This window comes from Streptomyces saintjeani (assembly GCF_055409605.1).
This window is the reverse complement of the sequence record NZ_CP189624.1, coordinates 6798512-6817010: the sequence shown is the minus strand read 5'-3', so window position 1 is coordinate 6817010 and position 18499 is coordinate 6798512. Positions and strand designations below refer to the sequence as shown.

General features: G+C 70.4%; 22 protein-coding genes. 1 reads left to right on the top strand and 21 read right to left on the bottom strand.

Annotated features, from left to right (window positions below):
- Positions 1-43: 43 nt before the first annotated feature.
- From pyrH to rpsB, 3 genes are all read right to left on the bottom strand, one after another.
- Positions 44-793, bottom strand: coding sequence for a UMP kinase (gene pyrH / locus ACQCO7_RS31155; protein ID WP_010353831.1), 750 nt, complete (start codon positions 791-793; stop codon positions 44-46).
- A 161-nt stretch (positions 794-954) separates the two neighbouring features.
- On the bottom strand, positions 955-1800 hold the full coding sequence (tsf, locus tag ACQCO7_RS31150; protein ID WP_464074912.1) for a translation elongation factor Ts: 846 nt from the start codon (positions 1798-1800) through the stop codon (positions 955-957).
- A 138-nt stretch (positions 1801-1938) separates the two neighbouring features.
- Positions 1939-2871, bottom strand: a complete 933-nt coding sequence (rpsB, locus tag ACQCO7_RS31145; RefSeq protein WP_464074911.1) for a 30S ribosomal protein S2 — start codon at positions 2869-2871, stop codon at positions 1939-1941.
- A gap of 269 nt (positions 2872-3140) precedes the next feature.
- On the opposite strand from rpsB, the gene ACQCO7_RS31140 reads away from it, so the two are divergent.
- Positions 3141-3689 (top strand): M23 family metallopeptidase, encoded by a 549-nt coding sequence (locus ACQCO7_RS31140; RefSeq protein WP_464074910.1) that lies wholly within the window; start codon positions 3141-3143, stop codon positions 3687-3689.
- On the opposite strand, the gene ACQCO7_RS31135 is transcribed toward ACQCO7_RS31140, so the two are convergent.
- The 18 genes from ACQCO7_RS31135 to proS all read right to left on the bottom strand — a co-directional run bounded on the left by ACQCO7_RS31135 (position 3581) and on the right by proS (position 18470).
- Positions 3581-4135 (bottom strand): TetR/AcrR family transcriptional regulator, encoded by a 555-nt coding sequence (locus ACQCO7_RS31135; protein ID WP_464077326.1) that lies wholly within the window; start codon positions 4133-4135, stop codon positions 3581-3583. The two genes, ACQCO7_RS31140 and ACQCO7_RS31135, sit on opposite strands and share 109 nt — an antisense overlap.
- Before the next feature lie 63 nt (positions 4136-4198).
- Positions 4199-5038 carry an RNA polymerase sigma factor WhiG gene (whiG, locus tag ACQCO7_RS31130; RefSeq protein WP_409114068.1) on the bottom strand — a complete coding sequence of 280 codons (840 nt, stop codon included), beginning with the start codon at positions 5036-5038 and terminating at the stop codon, positions 4199-4201.
- Between the two features lie 253 nt (positions 5039-5291).
- Positions 5292-6437, bottom strand: a complete 1146-nt coding sequence (gene dprA, locus ACQCO7_RS31125) for a DNA-processing protein DprA (RefSeq protein ID WP_464074909.1) — start codon at positions 6435-6437, stop codon at positions 5292-5294.
- A gap of 61 nt (positions 6438-6498) precedes the next feature.
- The gene (locus ACQCO7_RS31120; protein WP_464074908.1) at positions 6499-8124 is read right to left on the bottom strand and encodes a YifB family Mg chelatase-like AAA ATPase; all 1626 of its coding nucleotides are present in this window, start codon (positions 8122-8124) and stop codon (positions 6499-6501) included.
- Position 8125: 1 nt separating this feature from the next.
- On the bottom strand, positions 8126-8527 hold the full coding sequence (locus ACQCO7_RS31115; RefSeq protein WP_464074907.1) for a YraN family protein: 402 nt from the start codon (positions 8525-8527) through the stop codon (positions 8126-8128).
- Between the two features lie 79 nt (positions 8528-8606).
- Positions 8607-8915, bottom strand: a complete 309-nt coding sequence (locus ACQCO7_RS31110; RefSeq protein ID WP_010353840.1) for a DUF2469 domain-containing protein — start codon at positions 8913-8915, stop codon at positions 8607-8609.
- A gap of 56 nt (positions 8916-8971) precedes the next feature.
- The gene (locus tag ACQCO7_RS31105; RefSeq protein WP_464077325.1) at positions 8972-9490 is read right to left on the bottom strand and encodes an NUDIX hydrolase; all 519 of its coding nucleotides are present in this window, start codon (positions 9488-9490) and stop codon (positions 8972-8974) included.
- Between the two features lie 100 nt (positions 9491-9590).
- Positions 9591-10388 carry a signal peptidase I gene (lepB, locus tag ACQCO7_RS31100; RefSeq protein ID WP_464074906.1) on the bottom strand — a complete coding sequence of 266 codons (798 nt, stop codon included), beginning with the start codon at positions 10386-10388 and terminating at the stop codon, positions 9591-9593.
- A gap of 170 nt (positions 10389-10558) precedes the next feature.
- Entirely contained in the window at positions 10559-11533 is a 975-nt protein-coding gene (gene lepB / locus ACQCO7_RS31095) for a signal peptidase I (RefSeq protein WP_464074905.1), read from the bottom strand.
- Positions 11421-12524 carry a signal peptidase I gene (lepB, locus tag ACQCO7_RS31090; protein ID WP_464074904.1) on the bottom strand — a complete coding sequence of 368 codons (1104 nt, stop codon included), beginning with the start codon at positions 12522-12524 and terminating at the stop codon, positions 11421-11423. Before lepB (ACQCO7_RS31090) ends, lepB (ACQCO7_RS31095) begins: the two co-directional genes overlap by 113 nt.
- Complete coding sequence (gene lepB, locus ACQCO7_RS31085) at positions 12517-13194, bottom strand: signal peptidase I (protein WP_464074903.1); 678 nt, start codon at positions 13192-13194, stop codon at positions 12517-12519. Before lepB (ACQCO7_RS31085) ends, lepB (ACQCO7_RS31090) begins: the two co-directional genes overlap by 8 nt.
- Before the next feature lie 36 nt (positions 13195-13230).
- The gene (gene rplS / locus ACQCO7_RS31080; protein ID WP_010353847.1) at positions 13231-13581 is read right to left on the bottom strand and encodes a 50S ribosomal protein L19; all 351 of its coding nucleotides are present in this window, start codon (positions 13579-13581) and stop codon (positions 13231-13233) included.
- Between the two features lie 137 nt (positions 13582-13718).
- Positions 13719-14552, bottom strand: coding sequence for a tRNA (guanosine(37)-N1)-methyltransferase TrmD (trmD, locus tag ACQCO7_RS31075; protein ID WP_464074902.1), 834 nt, complete (start codon positions 14550-14552; stop codon positions 13719-13721).
- Positions 14553-15095 (bottom strand): ribosome maturation factor RimM, encoded by a 543-nt coding sequence (gene rimM / locus ACQCO7_RS31070; protein WP_464074901.1) that lies wholly within the window; start codon positions 15093-15095, stop codon positions 14553-14555.
- Between the two features lie 173 nt (positions 15096-15268).
- Complete coding sequence (locus tag ACQCO7_RS31065; protein ID WP_003973401.1) at positions 15269-15508, bottom strand: RNA-binding protein; 240 nt, start codon at positions 15506-15508, stop codon at positions 15269-15271.
- Positions 15509-15513: 5 nt separating this feature from the next.
- Positions 15514-15933 carry a 30S ribosomal protein S16 gene (gene rpsP / locus ACQCO7_RS31060; RefSeq protein WP_464074900.1) on the bottom strand — a complete coding sequence of 140 codons (420 nt, stop codon included), beginning with the start codon at positions 15931-15933 and terminating at the stop codon, positions 15514-15516.
- A 252-nt stretch (positions 15934-16185) separates the two neighbouring features.
- Positions 16186-16791 (bottom strand): hypothetical protein, encoded by a 606-nt coding sequence (locus tag ACQCO7_RS31055; protein WP_464074899.1) that lies wholly within the window; start codon positions 16789-16791, stop codon positions 16186-16188.
- Positions 16792-17054: 263 nt separating this feature from the next.
- Positions 17055-18470 carry a proline--tRNA ligase gene (gene proS, locus ACQCO7_RS31050; RefSeq protein ID WP_464074898.1) on the bottom strand — a complete coding sequence of 472 codons (1416 nt, stop codon included), beginning with the start codon at positions 18468-18470 and terminating at the stop codon, positions 17055-17057.
- Between the last annotated feature and the right edge of the window lie 29 nt (positions 18471-18499).

Below are 18499 nucleotides of genomic sequence, written 5' to 3'. Positions count from 1 at the left end.
TCCTGCACGGTTCCCGACCGGCAGGACATTGTCCATCCCCCGGTCAGGCCCGGGTGTCCTGGTCACCCACCAGAGTGCCGATCTTCTCACCCTTGACGGCGCGCGCGATATTGCCCTCGGCCAGCAGCTCGAAGACGAGAATGGGGAGCTTGTTGTCGCGGCACAGCGTGATGGCGGTGGCGTCGGCGACCTTGAGGTCGCGGGTGATGACGTCGCCGTAGCCGAGCGCGTCGAACTTGACCGCGTCCGGGTTGGTCTTCGGGTCGGAGTCGTAGACCCCGTCGACGCCGTTCTTGCCCATGAGGAGCGCCTCGGCGTCGATCTCCAGGGCGCGCTGGGCGGCGGTGGTGTCGGTGGAGAAGTACGGCATGCCCATGCCCGCGCCGAAGATGACGACGCGGCCCTTCTCCAGGTGGCGTACGGCGCGCAGCGGGATGTACGGCTCGGCGACCTGGCCCATCGTGATGGCGGTCTGTACGCGGCTGTCGATGCCCTCCTTCTCCAGGAAGTCCTGGAGGGCGAGGCAGTTCATGACGGTGCCGAGCATGCCCATGTAGTCCGAGCGGGCCCGGTCCATGCCGCGGACCTGGAGTTCGGCGCCCCGGAAGAAGTTGCCGCCGCCGATCACGATGGCGATCTGCGCGCCGTCGCGGACGACGGCGGCGATCTCACGGGCGATCTTGTGCACCACGTCGGGGTCCACACCCAGGCCGCCGCCTCCGGCGAACGCCTCGCCGGACAGCTTCAGCATGAACCGGCCGCGTACCTTGCCGTCGTCGCTCTTCTGGGTCATGGGTGATCCCGTCTCTTTCACGTGGTGCACATACGAAGAAGGCCACTGCCGGTGGGATGTGTTCGCAACCCGTGCGCGGCAATGGCCTCCTTGTCAGATCTGCGGTCGTCCGTCACGCGCACCCGACCTTATCGGGATCGGGTGCTCGTCGCGGTACGGACTCAGATGCCGACCTTGATGCGCGTGAAGCGCTTCAGGGTGACACCGGCCTCGTCCAGGACCTTCTGGACGGACTTCTTGTTGTCCAGCGCGTAGGGCTGGCCAAGCAGCGTGGCGTCCTTGAAGAAGCCGTTCACGCGACCCTCGACGATCTTGGCGATCGCGGCCTCGGGCTTGCCCTCGGCGCGGGTGGTCTCCTCGGCGATACGGCGCTCCGACTCGACGATCTCGGCCGGGACCTCGTCCTTGGTGAGGTACTTCGGCGCGAAGGCGGCGATGTGCTGGGCGACGCCCTTGGCGACCGCAGCGATGTCATCGGTCTGCTTGTCCAGCTCGACGAGGACACCGATCTGCGGCGGCAGGTCGGGCATCGTGCGGTGCATGTACGCGAAGACGAAGCCGTCACCGTACTGCGCGAAGCGGTCGAGGACGATCTTCTCGCCGAGGTTGGCGTTGGCCTCGTCGACGAATGCCTGGACGGTCTTGCCGGCCTCGATCTCGGAGCCGAGGAGGGTGGCGAGGTCGGCCGGGGAGGTCGCGACGACGTGCTCGGCGATCTGCTGGGCGACGGCCTGGAACTTCTCGCCCTTGGCGACGAAGTCGGTCTCGCACTTCAGCTCGACGAGGACGCCGGTGGAGTTGTCGTCCGCGATGATCGAGACCACGGCGCCGTTCTCGGCGGAGCGGCCCTCGCGCTTGGCGACGCCCTTCTGGCCCTTGATGCGCAGCGCCTCGACGGCCTTCTCGACGTTGCCGTCGGCCTCGTCCAGGGCCTTCTTGCAGTCCATCATGCCGGCACCGGTCAGCTCGCGGAGCTTCTTGACGTCGGCGGCGGTGTAGTTCGCCATGAGTCTGTAAGTCTTTCTCGAAGTCTGGAAGATCTACCCGGTCCCGGCCCACGTGTAGCGGTGGCGCGGAACCTGCTGGTGAACGGCGGGGGCGACCCGGATGTCGGCGCCCCCGCCGTCAACGCTGACGGTGGCGGATCAGGCCTGCTCGGCCTCGGCGACCGGAGCCTCGACCTCGGCGGCGGCCTCGGCGACCGGAGCCTCCTCAGCGGCCGGAGCCTCGGCGACCGGAGCCTCCTCGGCGGGGGCCTCGGTCTCAGCGGCGGGGGCCTCGGCGGCGGGCGCCTCGTCGGCCTTCTTCTCGCCCTCAAGGAGGTCGCGCTCCCAGGCGGCGAGCGGCTCGGCGGCGGCCTTGTCACCCTTGTCGCCGGTGTTGACGCCGGAACGGGAGATGAGGCCCTCGGCGACGGCGTCGGCGATGACGCGGGTGAGCAGGGTGACGGAGCGGATCGCGTCGTCGTTGCCCGGGATCTTGTAGTCGACCTCGTCGGGGTCGCAGTTGGTGTCGAGGATCGCGACGACCGGGATGTTCAGCTTGCGCGCCTCACCGACCGCGATGTGCTCCTTCTTGGTGTCCACGATCCAGACGGCGCTGGGGACCTTGGACATCTCGCGGATACCGCCGAGGGTCTTCTCCAGCTTGGCCTTCTCGCGCGAGAGCACGAGGAGTTCCTTCTTGGTCAGACCGGACGCGGCGACGTCCTCGAAGTCGATGAGCTCAAGCTCCTTCAGACGCTGGAGGCGCTTGTAGACGGTCGAGAAGTTGGTGAGCATGCCGCCCAGCCACCGCTGATTGACGTACGGCATGCCGACGCGGGTCGCCTGCTCGGCGATCGCTTCCTGCGCCTGCTTCTTCGTACCGACGAACATGACCGTGCCGCCGTGGGCGACGGTCTCCTTGACGAACTCGTAGGCGCGGTCGATGTACGACAGCGACTGGAGCAGGTCGATGATGTAGATGCCGTTGCGCTCGGTGAAGATGAAGCGCTTCATCTTCGGGTTCCAGCGACGGGTCTGGTGACCGAAGTGGACGCCGCTTTCCAGCAGCTCCCGCATCGTGACGACGGCCATGGCCGCACTCCTAGTTTTCTCGGTTGTGCCGCGGGAACCGGACGGCTCCCACGCCTGACGCCCGCGATGCGCCGAGCCACGAGGACCGAGAGGCGCAGAGTACGGGCCGTTTCCGGCCCCGTACCGGGGCGTGCGAAGTCGACCCGGTGACCCGGATCGCCGCTAAAAGTGTACGGGACGCGTACACCCTCGGATGACGCCGCTGTCCACAACCCCGGAGTACTCCACAGGCGTGAACGCGCGAGGCCGGGGAGAGCCACGCTCGGCACATGTACAAAGCCCTCTACGCCCTGCTGCTCCTCCTCCCCCCGACCACGACCTGGCCGGTGACCCCCCACCCCCCGGTCCTCCGCCCCTACACCCCACCCCCGACCCCCTACGCGGCGGGCCACCGGGGCGTGGACCTCTCGACGCCCCCGGGCACCCCGGTACGAGCGGTGGCCCATGCCCGCGTGACGTTCGCCGGCCGAGTGGCGGGCAGGGGAGTCATCACCCTGGAACTGACGGCGACAGGACTCCACACGACCTACGAACCGGTCCACCCCACGGTCTCCAAGGGCGACGAGGTCCAGGAGGGCGAGGTCATCGGCGAGGTGGAGCCCACAGGAACCCACTGCCCGACCTCATGCCTCCACTGGGGCCTGAAACGCGCGGAGACCTACCTGGACCCACTGACGCTGCTCCCCAGAACCCCGCCCCGGCTGCTCCCCTACCTGGACACCCCTCGCAGCACCATCCCCACCGCGGCCTCGGCGACCACCCCGGGTTCCTCGACACCCAGCTCGATCCGCCGCACGGCGGAGTCCACCACCCCCTGAACCAGCATCGCCGCCAACCGGGGCTCGGCATGCCCGAGCTCCGCCAGCGCCTCGACGATCATCGCCACCAACGCCCCGTGTGCGGCCCGGATCTTCTCCCGGGCCCCCGCGTCCAACTCGCTCGCGGAGATGGCGACAACAGCCCGGTGCCGCTGATCCCCGACCAGCTCCAACTGCTTGCGGACGTACGCCTCGACCTTCCCCGCACCCTCCCGGGCCGCCCCCATGGCCACCTCGACCTCAGCGGCCCACACCGGGAAATCGACCTCGCACAGCTCCTCGACGACAGCCGCACGGGACCGGAAGTACTCGTACACGGACGACCGCGCGAGCCCGGTCCGCTCGGCGAGCGCCGGAAACGTCAGCGCCTCCGTCCCCCCTTCGGACAGCAGGGACCGGGCCGCGTCCAACAGGGCAGCTCGCTGCATCGACCGGTGCTCGGCCACGGAGGCCGCTCGAATCCTTGGCACGGCATCCACTGTACGGACGCACCGCGCCGCACGGGAGTCTCACCTCCCGAACCCGGCCAGCTTCGCCCGCAACTGCAACACCGACTTCGTGTGGATCTGGCTGACCCGGCTCTCGGTCACCCCGAGCACGTTCCCGATCTCCGCGAGCGTGAGCCCCTCGTAGTAGTAGAGGGTCACGACGGTCTTCTCCCGGTCGGGCAGCGTGTTGATGGCGCGGGCCAGGAACCTCCGCAACTCCCGGTCCTCGGCGACCTCGACGGGATTGTCGGCGGCGTGATCCTCCAGCGTGTCCACGAAGCTGAGCCCGTCCCCGCTCTCGCTCCCGACATGCAGCAGTTCGTCGAGCGCGACGACGTTGGCCAGCGACAGCTGGCTGAACACGGCGTGCAGATCCTCGACGGCGATCCCCAGCTCCGCCGCCACCTCCTGCTCGCTCGGCGTCCGCCGCAGCCGCGCCTCCAGCGTCGCGTACGCCCGCTCCACGTTCCGCGCCTTCTGCCGCACCGACCGCGGAATCCAGTCCAGCGCCCGCAGTTCGTCGATCATCGCCCCCCGGATGCGGGTGATCGCGTACGTCTCGAACTTGATCTCCCGGTCGACGTCGAACTTCTCGATCGCGTCGATCAGCCCGAAGATCCCGGACGACACGAAGTCCGCCTGCTCCACATTGGGCGGCAGCCCCACGCTGACCCGCCCCGCCACGTATTTCACGAGGGGCGAGTAGTGCAGGATGAGCTGCTCCCGCAGCCGTTCGTCCCCCGTCTCCTTGTACGACCGCCACAGCTCGTCGAGCGTCGAGGGAGCGGGCCGCACGCTGCCACCGTCCCGGGCGGCTGGGGGGACAGCCGTCCGGTCGGACCCGGAGGTGTGCTGGGGCATTCGTCGCCTTGTGCCGTTCTGCCGTGAGTACGTGGGGTAGGAGTGCCTACGGCCGGTCTGTACCGGAATCCTCGTGAGCGTAGCGTGACAAAGGTGTCGCGGTGTGCGAAGAACGGGCCCCGGACGGTGCGCAGATACGTTCACTCTCCCGTCCCCCAGGGCTCCACCCGGTACTCGTGTGATCTGTCGCGTCCGTCAACTGCCGGAATTCCCAAGGGGTTACGCGTTCCCTCGGACGGCCGAACCGCGAACCTCACCGGTGGCCCCGAGGGCCCCGAACGGACATCACCGCCTGGCGTGTCAACTTCCAGCTCTCGCCGTGTCGTTCGACATACCCGAGCGCCCGCAGTTCGTACAGCCGGGCGACCGCCTCGTCCCGGGAGGTCAACGCGGCGCGCGCGATCTCCACGACACCGGCGGCCCGGTTGCCCGGCAGCGCGTCCAACACCTGTGCGGTGGCCGCCCCGAGCAGGTCCCGGGGCAGCACGGGCCCTCTCCGCTCGGGCCCCAGCTCCCCCATCTCCCCCACCAGCTCCACGACATCGGCGGCGTCCGTCACCACCTGCCCCTCGCCGCGCAGCAGTTCATGCACCCCCGCCGACAGCGCGCTCGTCACCGGCCCCGGCACCCCCATCGTGTACCGCCCCAGCCGCAGCGCGGCCCGAGCGGTCACCAACGACCCGCTGCGCACGGCCGCTTCGACGACGACGGTCCCCCGCGTCAACGCGGCGATCACCCGGTTCCTGAGCACGAACCGGCTCGGCGTCGGATGCGCCCCCGGCGGCAACTCCCCCACCACCAGCCCCTGCTCGGCGATCCGCTCGATCAACTCCGCATGCCCGCGCGGATATGCCTGATCCACCCCACAGGCCAGGACGGCGACGGTCGCGCCACCCACCCCGAGCGCCCCTCGATGCGCGGCCCCGTCGATCCCGTAGGCGCCCCCGGAAACAACAACCCACCCCCGCTCGGCCAGACCCGCCCCCATGGAGGCCCCCACATGCGCCCCGTACTCCGTGCAGGCCCGAGCCCCCACCACGGCCACCGACCGCAGGGCCCAGACCCGCAGACTGGCCCGCCCCCGCACCCACAGCCCCAACGGCCGCGCATCCCCCAACTCATCGAGCGTGGACGGCCATTCCCCCTCCCCCGGGCAGACGAACCGGGCCCCCTTCCCCCGAGCCACCTCAAGATCCCGCTCCCCGTCAGCCTCCAGGGCCCGCCCCCGCATCCCACTCCACCGCCGCTCACCGACCCCCTCCGGCACACCCCCACCCCACCGAACCCACCGAGCCGCCTCCACAGCCCCCACTCCCCGAACCCACCGCCCCCCGACCTCGTCCCCAGGCTCGACCACCCGCCCGAGAAACACCCGCGCCACCCGCTCTTCCTCGTCCACCCACAGCTCCTTCCGGGAGGGGCCGCGCACCGGATGCCGGTGCACGGCCCGACCGCCTGGTTCAGATCAGCGCGCCGATCGCCATCGGCACCCCGCGTGGCACCCCGGTCCGCAGTTGCAGCGCCAGGGCGACATCGGTCGCGTCGGGGCGGTCGTGGCCGACGAGGTCGGCGACCGTCCAGGCGACCCGCAGGACGCGGTCGACACCCCGGGCGGTGAGCACACCGCGTTCGAGGCCCCGCTCGGCCTCATCCATCGCTCCGGGCACCGCGTGCCAGCGGCTGCGCAGCTCCCGGCCGGGGACCTCGCTGTTGGTCCGCCAGGGCGTGCCGACCAGCCGGGCCGCCGCGCGTTCCCGGGCGGCCCTCACCCGGGCGGCGACCGTCGCTGTGGACTCCCCGCCGGGTCCCCGGTGCGCCAGTTCGGCGCGGCTGACGGGGTCCACCTCGACCCTCAGGTCGACCCGGTCGAGGAGCGGCCCGGAGAGCCGGGCCTGGTAGCGGCGGATCACGGAGGGCGGGCACTCGCACAGCGTGTCCCGCTGCGAGAACCTCCCGCAGGGGCACGGGTTCGCCGCCAGCACCATGAGGAAGCGCGCCGGGAACCGCACCACGCCCGCACTGCGGGCGATCACCACATGCCCCGCCTCCAGGGGCTGGCGGAGGGCGTCGAGCGCGGTGCTGTTGAACTCCGGGGCCTCGTCGAGAAAGAGCACCCCGCGATGAGCCAGGGACACCGCACCGGGCCGGGCGATGCCGGGGCCGCCTCCGACGAGCGCCTGCATCGTGGCCGAATGGTGCGGGGCGCAGTACGGGGCCACGTCGACAAGCGGCTTGCCCGGCGGCAGCAGACCGGCCACCGAGTGGACGGCCGTGACCTCCAGGGAATCCTCCCGCCCGAGCGGGGGCAGTACGGCCGGCAGCCGCTCCGCCAGCATGGTCTTGCCGGCACCTGGCGGCCCCTCCAGGAACAGGTGGTGGCCACCGGCCGCCGAGACCTCCACCGCCGTACGGGCCGAGCGCTGGCCCACGACGTCGGCGAGGTCGTGTCCCTGGTCGTACTGGGCCGCGCCCATGCTGTGCATGCCGGTGGCCGCGCCCGTCCCGGGCACCCGCAGGCCCGCCAGCAGCGGATCGGGCCGCCCCGCCTCGTCCGGCGCCTCCTCGGGCACCGGCTCGTCCGCGAGGATGGCGACGAGCTGCCGCAGGCTGCGCACCCCGAGCACGGACACCCCGGGGACCAGCGACGCCTCCGCCGCCGCGCACTCCGGGACGACGACCTGCTGGTACCCCGCCTCGGCGGCGGCCAGCACGGCGGGCAGGACGCCCCGCACGGGACGCACCCGTCCGTCCAGCCCCAACTCGCCGATCATCACGATGTCGGCCAGCACCCTCGGGTCGATCCGCTCCGCCGCGCCGAGCACCGCGCAGGCGACGGCGAGGTCGAAGCCGGAGCCCGCCTTGGGCACCGACGCCGGGCTGAGCCCGACCGTGAGCTTCTTCTGCGGCCACTCGTCACCCGAGTTGACGACCGCCGCCCGTACCCGGTCCCGGCTCTCCGTCAGGCTCTTGTCCGGCAGCCCCACCAGCGTGAACGCCGCCACCCCCGGCTCCAGGTCCGCCTGGACCTCGACGACGACCCCCTCGACCCCCACCAGGGCCACGGAACACGTGCGTGCGAACCCCATCTCAGGCCACCCCCCGCACGTGCTCGACGACGGCGGCCCCGCGTCGGGGCAGGAGCACGGCGACGACGTCGATGCGGACGCCCCCGGGCGGGGCGCCGCCGTGCGTGTGGAGCCAGTGTTCGGCGAGGCCGCGCAGACGGTCCGCCTTCCGGGGTGTGACACCGGCGAGGGGGTGCTGGAAGGGCCCGTCCCGCCGTGTCTTCACCTCGCAGACGACCAGGACGTCCCCGTCCCGCGCCACGATGTCGATCTCACCGGCCCGGCCGGAGCGCCAGTTGCGCTCCAGGACCGTCATCCCGGCGTCGGCCAGCCGCCGCGCGGCCAGCTCCTCGCCGTACTCCCCGATTGCCTTGCGTGCCAGATCCGTGTTCATGTCGGCACCACCTCCGGCACCGACGATCACGCACCCGGCGAACCCAGAAGGATCTTGGTGGACAGACCGGGACCTGTGGAAAACCCCGTCACCCGTACAGGTGACGCACTCAGTTCCCCGGCAACTCCAGATCGCTCTTGTTCAGCTCCTCGATGTTCACGTCCTTGAACGTCAGCACCCGGACCTGCTTCACGAACCGGGCCGGCCGGTACATGTCCCACACCCAGGCGTCCGCCATGGACACCTCGAAGAACACCTCACCCTGGACCGAGTGCACCTGCATCTCGTAGTCGTTGGTGAGATAGAACCGCCGCTCCGTCTCGATCACATACTTGAACAACCCGACGACATCGCGGTACTCCCGATAGAGCTTCAGCTCCATCTCGGTCTCGTACTTTTCGAGGTCCTCGGCGCTCATGGCATGTTCCCCTTCAGCCGTGCGGTCCCACCATTGTGCGCCAGTCCCGCGCGCCCCTAGACGATTTCCGTGTCAAGGGTCACGGGCCTGGGCGGCGGCCCTTCGTCGAGCAGCCGGCGCAGCAGCTCGGCAAGTCTGGTCGGATACACCGTCTCATGCGACCGGCCCAGTTCCCGACAGGTCCACCACCGCGCACCGGCGACGCTGCGCCGCTCCAGCTCGGTGAGGGCCGTGGGGCGGGTCACGGTCGTCGTCGTACGCGCGAGGTAGTACCACTCGTCCTGGTCCCACCGCCGCCCCGCGAAGGGGAACGAGCACACGCGCCGCCACAGTACGGGCCCGAGCCGTACGTCCCTGATCCCGGTCTCCTCGACGAGTTCGCGCAGTGCGGCGTCCTCCCGCGTCTCCCCGTCCTCGACACCCCCGCCGGGCGTGAACCACCAGTCGTTCCCGGGATCGTCGGGCTCGTGCCCGTGCAGGAGCAGAACCCGGTCCTCGGGGTCGAGCAGCACAACGCGAGCGACTTTCCGCAGCGACCCCGAAGCCAAGGCAAGGGCCTCGGCCGCACCGGCCACCCCACCGGCACCCTCGGCCGCACCGGCCACCCCGCCAGCCCCCTCGGCCCTGCCGGACACCCCGTCGGCCACCCCACCCACCCCACCCACCCCAGCCCCCTCAAACCGCACCGGCCGCCGCCCGAGCCGCCCCCCGCCGCCGCAGCCGTCCGACGAACCCCGCGACAGGCCCGTACGCACCCCCGCCCAGCACCAGCACCCCGCCCACGACGATCAGCCCGACGATCGTCCGAACCGGCCCCGGCTGGGACAACGCCCCCAGCACCTCGAACCCGGCCGGTTTCTTCAGCATCCCGTTCATCGGCCACACCACGGCATCCACCCGCGCCTTCACGGCGCTGCGAGCCACCGTCCCCTGCGCCGCATCCGTGAGGTGCGCGGTCGAGTCCAGCGACCCCTGCCGCTCGTCGCCGAGGAGGAACAGCCGCCCCTCCGGGACGGTGATCGTCGGGAACCCGGTGACCTCCGCGACCCCGTCGGCCAGATACGGCTCGGTGATCTTCTTGCCGTTGACCGTCAGCTTCCCGTCGGTGCAGCAGGCGACCGTGTCCCCGCCGACCGCGACGACCCGCTTGACGACGGCCGCGTTCTCGACCCACGCCTTGTCGTTGAAGACGACGACGTCGCCCCGCCGCACCTCGTCCCCGCCGATCTGCTCGGCGAGCACCCGGTCACCGGCCTGGATCGTGGGCGACATGGAGTTCGTCGGCACGGTGTACGGCCGGTAGACGAGGGCCGCCCAGGCGAACCCTCCCAGGAACATGACGATCCCGAGGGCGACCGCCACCCCGGACAGCCTGTTCCCGAGCCGCCCGCCCGCAGGAACCCCCGCCGAAGAAGCCTGCCCGCCACCCTGCCCGCCGCGCGGAGCCGTACGCGTCACACTCTCACCACCCATGACGCGGCACCCTACCGGGCGGTACCGAACAAGGTCAGCCCTTCCCCGAGGCCAACCGCACAACCTCGGGAAAAGGCTCCCCCGCAGAACAACGCCCCCTTCACGCCACAGGGCCCGCCAGAACGCACCCAGTGCGTCCCGACGGGCCCCGGAAAAGCCCGGAAGAAGCCTCAGCCCCGTTCCGCGGCAGCCCCCGCGTACTTCCGCCGCCGCCACAGCACCACCGGCACCATCCCCACCAGCGCGACCCCCTGCGGAGCCACGCTCAGCGCGGCCGACGACTGGTTGTTCAGCCCGGACTGGTCGAACGTGTCGGGAACCGGCAGCGTGCCCCAGCGGTTGATGGGCCACGCCTTGACGATCGCGCGCCCCACGACCTCGTCGACCGGAACCATCCCGTGGTTCTTGTCGGACTGGTTGTAGCGGGAGTCCCGGGAGTTCTGCCGGTGGTCGCCCATGACCCAGATCATGCCCTTGGGCACCTTGACGGTGAACTGCCCGCCCTGGTCGTCCATGGAGCAGGGCGTGTTCCCGGGGTACACGTACGGCTCGTTGAGCGCCTTGCCGTTGACCTTGAGCGGCCCGGTCCCCTTGCACTGGATCGTGTCGCCGCCGACCCCGACGACCCGCTTGATCAGGTCCTTCTCCTGCGCGGACGGCATGAGGCCGATCCAGCTCAGGAACGTCTGGATCGCGTTCGGGTCGGCGGTCGGCTCGCCGGCGAGCCAGTTGGCCGGGTCGTGGAAGACGACGACCTCACCGCGCTCGGGCTCGGACCCGAACCACGGCGTGAGCTTGTCGACGAGCACCCGGTCACCCTGCTGGAGGGTGTTCTGCATCGAGTCTGAGGGGATCGAGAACGCCTGCACCAGGAACGTCTTGATCAGCAGCGCGAGGACGAGCGCGATCCCGATGAGGATCGGCAGCTCTTTCCAGAAGGAGCGCGGCTTCTTCGCCCTGGGCGCCGAACCGTCCCCGGACGCGCCCGTGTCCTCGGGTGGCTGCCCGTCTCCGGGGCCGTCCGCCACCGGCTCACTCCCGGAGGTCACGGCGTCGTCCGTCCCCGGGACGGCGTCTTCCACGGAACGTCCGCGGTGATCCTCGCCGTCCTGTCCGGACCGTGCGCCAACCGCCACATCCCCCACGCCTGCTCCTCACTCTGTGCCGCTGCCTGCCCCACCTACGGCGCAGGCCCACCACTCCCATAACGAGCGGGAGTTCCGCAGGGCTCGGGAGTCGGACGGTTCCGTTCGGATCGTCCTGGGCAACCCTATGCGACGGCGAGGAGGCGGCGGACTTCTGTGACGCGGACTTCGCCACAGAAGCAAAGGTTTGCGGATCCTTGAAGCTCGTCCAGTGACCGACCGGCCAGGCGATGACCATGGCCCGGCCGACGACCTCGTCCTCGGCGACCGTCCCGCCGTACGACGTGTTCTGGTGCGAGCGGGAGTCCGCGGAGTTCGCGCGGTGGTCCCCCATCACCCACAGCCGCCCCTGGGGGACGGTGACCTCGAAGGGGGTCTGGGAGGGCTCGTTCCCCGGATACAGGTACGACACCTCTTCGAGAGGCGTGCCGTTGACAGTGACCTTCCCGTTCGCGTCGCAGCACTTGACGACGTCGCCGCCGACCCCGACGACCCGCTTGATCAGATCCTTCTCGTTGTCGGACGGCAGCAGCCCGATGAAGGTCAGCGCCTCCTTGAACTGCTTGACGACGATCGGGTCGCTCTTCTTGGCCGCCGACTGCTCGTCCGCGAGCCATCCGCCGGGGTCCTTGAAGACGACGACGTCCCCGCGCTCGGGCTTCGATCCGAACCAGGGCGTGAACTTGTCCACGAGGACCCGGTCCCCGATCTGGATGGTCTGCTCCATGGACCCGGACGGGATGACGAACGCCTGCACCAGGAACGTCTTCAGCACCAGCGCGATCAGGACGGCGACCCCGACCAGCAGCGGTATCTCCCGCATCGCCGAGCGCCGCCGCTTGCGCTTGACCTTGCGCTGGAGCTTGCGCCGCTCCGCGCGGGACCGCCCGCCCCCGCCGGACGTCGCAGCGGACGTGCGCCGCGACCCGGTGGGCAGGAGTTCCTCGGCCGCGCTCTCCGGCACCCCGCGCGGTCTGCCGCGGTTACCCATGCGCACCCTCCGGCACGCGCGCGTAGGCGCCCTCCTCGCCCCGCACCCGCCCGATCCGGCTCCAGGGCCAGACGACGTACTGGGCGCGCCCGACGACGGCGCCGACGGGGATCATGCCGCCGCCCGGCGAGCCGAGGTGGTCGCGTGAGTCGCTGGAGCGGCTGCGGTGGTCACCGAGGACGAAGAGCGTGCCCTGGGGCACGACCACGACGAAAGGCACCGAGGACGCGCTGTCGCCCGGGAAGAGGAACGCCGACTCGTCGACGGACCGGCCGTTCACCTGGATCCTCCCCTCCTTGTCGCAGCAGACCACACGGTCACCGCCTACCCCCACTACGCGCTTGACGTAGTCGGAGTTCCCGAAGTACCCGGTGCCGTCGAACACGATGACGTCGCCGCGACGCGGCTCGGCACCGAAACGGTACGCCAACCTATTTACGAGAACCCGGTCCCCGATCCTCAATCCGTTCTCCATGGATCCGCTGGGGATCTGGAAGGGCTTGGCCACGAACGCGTTGAGGAGGAGGGAGAAGACCAGGCAGAGGAGGAGGGAGAGGCTGATCCGGCCGCCCGGCAGCCATGCGAAACGCGACCGGCCCTCCGGGTCGTCCGCCTGATCGGCGGGACCTGGTGAGCGGTCGCGTTCGGTTGATCGTACTTCGGTGTCCATCGGGGCCAGATGTTATCCGGCCCCGCTGTGAACACCTCAGTTGTCGCGCTTCTCCTTGATCTTCGCGGCCTTGCCGCGGAGCTCGCGCAGGTAGTACAGCTTCGCGCGACGCACGTCACCGCGGGTGACCAGCTCGATCTTCTCGACGATCGGGGTGTGCACCGGGAAGGTGCGCTCGACGCCGACGGAGAAGGAGACCTTGCGGACCGTGAAGGTCTCGCGGACACCGGCGCCCTGGCGGCGGATGACGACACCCTTGAACTGCTGCACACGGGAGCGGTTGCCCTCGATGACGCGGACGTGGACGTTCACGGTGTCACCCGGGCGGAAGGCCGGGACGTCGCTGCGCAGCGACGCGGAGTCGACGGTGTCGAGCAGGTGGGACATGTTGTCTGCTTTCTTCACCCATGCCACAGGTCATAGGCGGAAACTAGAAGTTCTGAAGAGGTCTGCCGTTCCCGTCGGAGCGGACGTCGTGTCCCCCTGTGGCAGGGGCGAACGCCGGACGGCGAGGCAGCAGCGGCCTATTCTTCCACGTCAACCGCACGACGCCAAAATCGGCCGTACGGCGCACCCGCCGGGTCGGGCGCCCAGCCCAGGATCGAGAGCATCTCCCGGTCCTTCTTGTCGAAGCCCTCGGGGTCGGCCCGCTCGATCAGGTCGGGCCGGTTGGCAGTGGTCCGCGTGAGCGCCTCGTCGCGCCGCCAGCGGGCGATCTTCCCGTGGTGGCCGCTGAGCAGCGTCTCGGGGATCTCCCGGCCGCGCCAGGCGGGCGGCTTGGTGTAGACGGGCCCTTCGAGGAGGTTCGCCATCGCGCCGGGCGCGAAGGAGTCGTCCCGGTGCGACTCGGCGTTCCCGAGCACGCCGGGGAGCAGCCGGGCCACGGCTTCGGTGATGACGAGGACGGCCGCCTCGCCGCCGGCGAGGACGTAGTCGCCGATGGACACCTCGTACACCGGCATCCGGGTCGCGTACTCGTCGATGACCCGGCGGTCGATGCCCTCGTACCGGGCCGGGGTGAACACCAGCCAGGGCCGCTCGGAGAGTTCGACGGCGAGTTCCTGCGTGAAGGGGCGTCCGCTGGGGGTGGGGACGATCAGCGCGGGTGCGCGGGCGCCGGTGTCGTACCCGTCGGCGAGGATCTCGTCCAGGGCGTCGCCCCAGGGCTCGGTCTTCATGACCATGCCGGGGCCGCCGCCGTAGGGGGTGTCGTCGACCGTGTTGTGGCGGTCGTGGGTCCAGTCGCGGAGGTGGTGGACGCGGACGTCGAGCTGTCCGCGCGCGCGGGCCTTGCCGACGAGGGAGACGTTCAGGGGGTCGAGGTACTCGGGGAAGATCGTGACGACGTCGAGCCGCATTTACGCCTCGTCCCGGGACGACACGATCTCCGCCTGGTCGTCGATCAGGCCCGGCGGCGGGTCGATGACCGCGCGCTGTTCCTCCAGGTCGATCTCCGTGACGATCTCGGAGACGAACGGGATCATCACCTCGCTGCCGTCGGGGCGCTCGACGATGAAGAGGTCCTGGGAGGGCAGGTGGGAGATCTCGGTGATGCGGCCGACCTCGGTGCCGTCGACGGTCACGACGTCCAGGTCCATGAGCTGGTGGTCGTAGTACTCGTCCTCCTCCTCGGGCAGCTCCTCCGGGTCGACGTCGGCGATCAGGAGGGTGTTGCGCAGGGCCTCGGCGGCGGTGCGGTCGGCGACGCCCTCGAAGCGCAGGAGGAGCCGGCCGCTGTGGACGCGGCCGGTGGCGATGGTCAGGGGTCCGGTGGCGGCCGGGTCGGTGGCCAGGACGGCGCCGGGAGCGAGCCTCAGCTCCGGCTCGTCGGTGCGGACCTCCACGGTGACCTCGCCCTTGATGCCGTGGGCACGGCCGACGCGAGCGACTACCAGCTGCACTTGCTTGATCTCCTGTCGGAACTGACCGATACGACGGGCCCGTGGACGGGCCGATACGACGGGCCCGTGGACGGGCCGATACGACGGGCCCGTGGACGGGCCGATACGACTGCGGGCCGGGGAGGGCCCCGAAAAGGCCCTCCCCGGCCCGAGCCGGTGTTGCGTGCGGTAAGTCAGCGCACGTGGTCCACGTCGACGAGGTCGACCCGGACTCCACGACCGCCGATGGCGCCCACGACGGTCCGCAGAGCGCGCGCGGTGCGGCCGTTGCGGCCGATCACCTTGCCGAGGTCGTCGGGGTGGACCCGGACCTCCAGCACGCGCCCGCGGCGCAGGTTGCGCGAGGCGACCTGCACGTCGTCGGGGTTGTCGACGATGCCCTTCACGAGGTGCTCAAGCGCCTCTTCGAGCATGCTGCTCAGGCCTCGGCCGACTCGGACTCGGCGGCAGCCTCGTCCTTCTTCTCGGCCTTCTTCTTCTGGGTGATCGCCTCACCCTTGCCCTCGTCGTCGCCGCCCAGGGCCTCGAACGTGGGACGCGCCTTCTTCGGCTCGGCGACGAGCAGCGGAGCCGGGGCGGGCTCGCCCTTGAACTTCTGCCAGTCGCCGGTCTTCTTCAGGATCGCGAGGACGGGCTCGGTCGGCTGCGCGCCGACACCCAGCCAGTACGCGGCACGTTCCGCGTCCACCTCGATGACCGACGGGTGGTAGGTCGGGTGGTACTTGCCGATCTCCTCGATCGCACGGCCGTCACGGCGGGTGCGGGAGTCGGCGACGACGATGCGGTAGTGAGGCGAACGGATCTTGCCCAGACGCTTCAGCTTGATCTTGACTGCCACGGAAGTGGACTCTCCTGATTTTGACGTGGTTGGGCACGACGAGCGAGCCGCGTGGGGTTGCGGTACCCGAGGGCCCGATGGACGCGTCAGCCGGAGGAGAGAGGGGTCCTGTGCGACTGTCGAGTACAGCTAGCCATTGTGCCACAGGGTGGGGGGAGCTTCCGTCGCGGGTGGATGCCATGCGCACAGGGTGCGCATGGCATCACTACGGCCGAACCGGCAGCCACGAGATGCCGGTGCATACGCTGGCCGCTACGCCGCCCCGACGATCTCGGAGATCTCAGGGATGCGGAACGGCTTCCCGCACCCCCCGCAGACGATCGGCGCCTGCGCGAGGACCGACGGGACGACCCGGACGTTGCGCCCGCAGTCGCACACGGCCTTGACCCGCACACCGCCCCCGGAGGAACCGTGCCGGGCGGCGGGACCGCGGAACGCGCGCGTCGTCTCCGCGGTCGTCGCCGCCGTGTGGGCCTTGAGCGCCCGCTGGAGGCGCTCGATGGTGGGCCGGTAGCGCCGCTTCGCCTCGGGGCTGAGCGTCACCAGCGAGAACCCGCTGCTGGGATGCGGCTCCTCGGGATGGTCGAGGCCCAGCTCCTCGGCGATCGCGAGGAATCTGCGGTTGTGGTACCGCCCCGCGCGGGACGTGTCACGCACGCCGCGCGCGGCGGCGATGCCATGGACTGCCTCGTGAAGCAGTCGCTCGAAGGAGAGTTCGTGACCGCACGCGGACGACGACTCCCCGATCAGGGACTCTGGCGCGGCAAGGTCGGGCAGTTCGGGGTGGTACCGCTGGATATCGGCCCACGCCTCTGCCAACTCTGCGGCGAGAACAGGTGGTGTCTGTGTCGTGCTCACGTAATGACAACGAGCGGGAGTGCCGCTGTGTTCCTATTCCGGGCCATCCCAAATAATTTGCACGTACCCGTCAGTTGGCACTGATGCGCAAAGACGAGGGCGGGTGCGCTGATCTGCGGAGAAGCCTCGCAGCTCACCGCAAGGTGGTGCGTAGTCACAGATACGCACCGGCGCGTACGCCGTCTCCACGCGCCGGGGGAGCTGCGATCCCCCGGGGCGCAAGAGACCTTTCGGCCGCCCTCACGCCCCCGGGGGCACCGCCCTCAGTACGCGCGCGCGACGACGGCGACGTTACCGGGTGCGTCCCCGTCACTCGGCACCGACCCGTCCTGAGCGAGCAGACACCGCACGGTCAACCCCCGTTCCCCCAGCCTGACTTCACCTTCCTCGCCGAGCACCGACCACGGCACGCGAGCCCAACTCCCCGCACTCGCCGCCTCGATCGCCTCCTCCACGCTCGCGCAGTCCGCCGTACGGGACTCGCGGTGCGCACGGGACTGGCGGAGCAGGAGCGCCTGGTCGTCCTCCAGGTACCCGGGCAACAGCGCGGCGAGGCCGTCGAGCGCGACCGGCTCCTTGGTGCCGGGGATGCGCCGCACGAGGGTCGCGGTGCCGTTCGCCAGGTCACGCGGGCCGACCTCCACACGCGCGGGGACGCCCTTCAGCTCCCAGTCGACCGCGCGGCGCCCGAAGGGGGTGTCGGTCCGGTCGTCCACGCGCACACGCAGGCCCGCCGCGCGCAGCCGCTCGGCGACCTCGCGGACCTTGGCCAGAACCGCCTCGTCGTCCTTCACGGCCACCACGACCACCTGGACGTGCGCGAGCCGGGGCGGGACGCGCAGACCGTCGTCGTCGCCGTGCGTCATCACCAGCGCGCCGAGCAGGCGGGTCGTCGAGCCCCAGGACGTCTGCCAGACGTGCTCCTGGACGCCCTCCCTGGACAGGTAGCGCGTGTCGAAGGCCCTCGCGAAGTTCTGGCCCAACTCATGGCTGGTGACCATCTGGAGGGCCTTGCCGTCGCCCATCATGCTCTCCAGCGTGAGCGTGTTGATCGCCCCCGCGAAACGCTCCCTCGGCGTCTTGCGGCCCGACACGAAGTCGATCGCGAGGACGTTCTCCAGGAAGTCGCCGTACACCTCCCGCTGGATGCGCGCCGCGAAGTCCCGCGCCTCCTCGTACGTCGCGTGCGCCGTGTGGCCCTCCTGCCACAGGAACTCCGTCGTCCGCAGGAAGAGCCGGGGCCGCAGCTCCCAACGGACCACGTTCGCCCACTGGTTGATCAACAGCGGCAGGTCCCGGTAGCTCTGGACCCACTTCGAGAAGTACTCGTTGACGATCGTCTCGGACGTCGGGCGGACGACCGCCGGCTCCTCCAGCTCCTTGCCGCCGCCGTGCGTGACGACCGCCAGCTCCGGGGCGAACCCCTCGACATGGTCGGCCTCGCGGGTGAGGTACGACTCGGGGATCAGCAGCGGGAAGTACGCGTTCTCCGCGCCGACCGCCTTGATGCGGGCGTCCAGCTCCGCCTGCGTCCGCTCCCACAGCCCGTACCCGTACGGTCGGATCACCATGGTGCCGCGCACCGGGCCGTTGTCGGCCAGCTCGGCCTTGGTGATCAGATCCTGGTACCAGCGCGGGAAGTCGGTGGCCCGCGCCGTGAGAACGGGTGCTTTCGCCATGGCGCGATGCTACGGGCCCACGTTGCCGG

Excerpts from the sequence above, each read along its gene's own strand:
- tsf (WP_464074912.1), bottom strand. The coding sequence starts at position 1,800 with ATGGCGAACTACACCGCCGCCGACGTCAAGAAGCTCCGCGAGCTGACC.
- ACQCO7_RS31110 (WP_010353840.1), bottom strand. The coding sequence starts at position 8,915 with ATGAGCGCCGAGGACCTCGAAAAGTACGAGACCGAGATGGAGCTGAAG.
- trmD (WP_464074902.1), bottom strand. The coding sequence starts at position 14,552 with ATGCGGCTCGACGTCGTCACGATCTTCCCCGAGTACCTCGACCCCCTG.
- rplS (WP_010353847.1), bottom strand. The coding sequence starts at position 13,581 with ATGTCCCACCTGCTCGACACCGTCGACTCCGCGTCGCTGCGCAGCGAC.
- lepB (WP_464074903.1), bottom strand. The coding sequence starts at position 13,194 with ATGGACACCGAAGTACGATCAACCGAACGCGACCGCTCACCAGGTCCC.
- whiG (WP_409114068.1), bottom strand. The coding sequence starts at position 5,038 with ATGCCCCAGCACACCTCCGGGTCCGACCGGACGGCTGTCCCCCCAGCC.
- lepB (WP_464074904.1), bottom strand. The coding sequence starts at position 12,524 with ATGGGTAACCGCGGCAGACCGCGCGGGGTGCCGGAGAGCGCGGCCGAG.
- ACQCO7_RS31120 (WP_464074908.1), bottom strand. The coding sequence starts at position 8,124 with ATGGGGTTCGCACGCACGTGTTCCGTGGCCCTGGTGGGGGTCGAGGGG.
- pyrH (WP_010353831.1), bottom strand. The coding sequence starts at position 793 with ATGACCCAGAAGAGCGACGACGGCAAGGTACGCGGCCGGTTCATGCTG.
- rpsB (WP_464074911.1), bottom strand. The coding sequence starts at position 2,871 with ATGGCCGTCGTCACGATGCGGGAGCTGCTGGAAAGCGGCGTCCACTTC.
- ACQCO7_RS31140 (WP_464074910.1), top strand. The coding sequence starts at position 3,141 with ATGTACAAAGCCCTCTACGCCCTGCTGCTCCTCCTCCCCCCGACCACG.
- lepB (WP_464074906.1), bottom strand. The coding sequence starts at position 10,388 with ATGGGTGGTGAGAGTGTGACGCGTACGGCTCCGCGCGGCGGGCAGGGT.
- proS (WP_464074898.1), bottom strand. The coding sequence starts at position 18,470 with ATGGCGAAAGCACCCGTTCTCACGGCGCGGGCCACCGACTTCCCGCGC.
- ACQCO7_RS31065 (WP_003973401.1), bottom strand. The coding sequence starts at position 15,508 with ATGCTCGAAGAGGCGCTTGAGCACCTCGTGAAGGGCATCGTCGACAAC.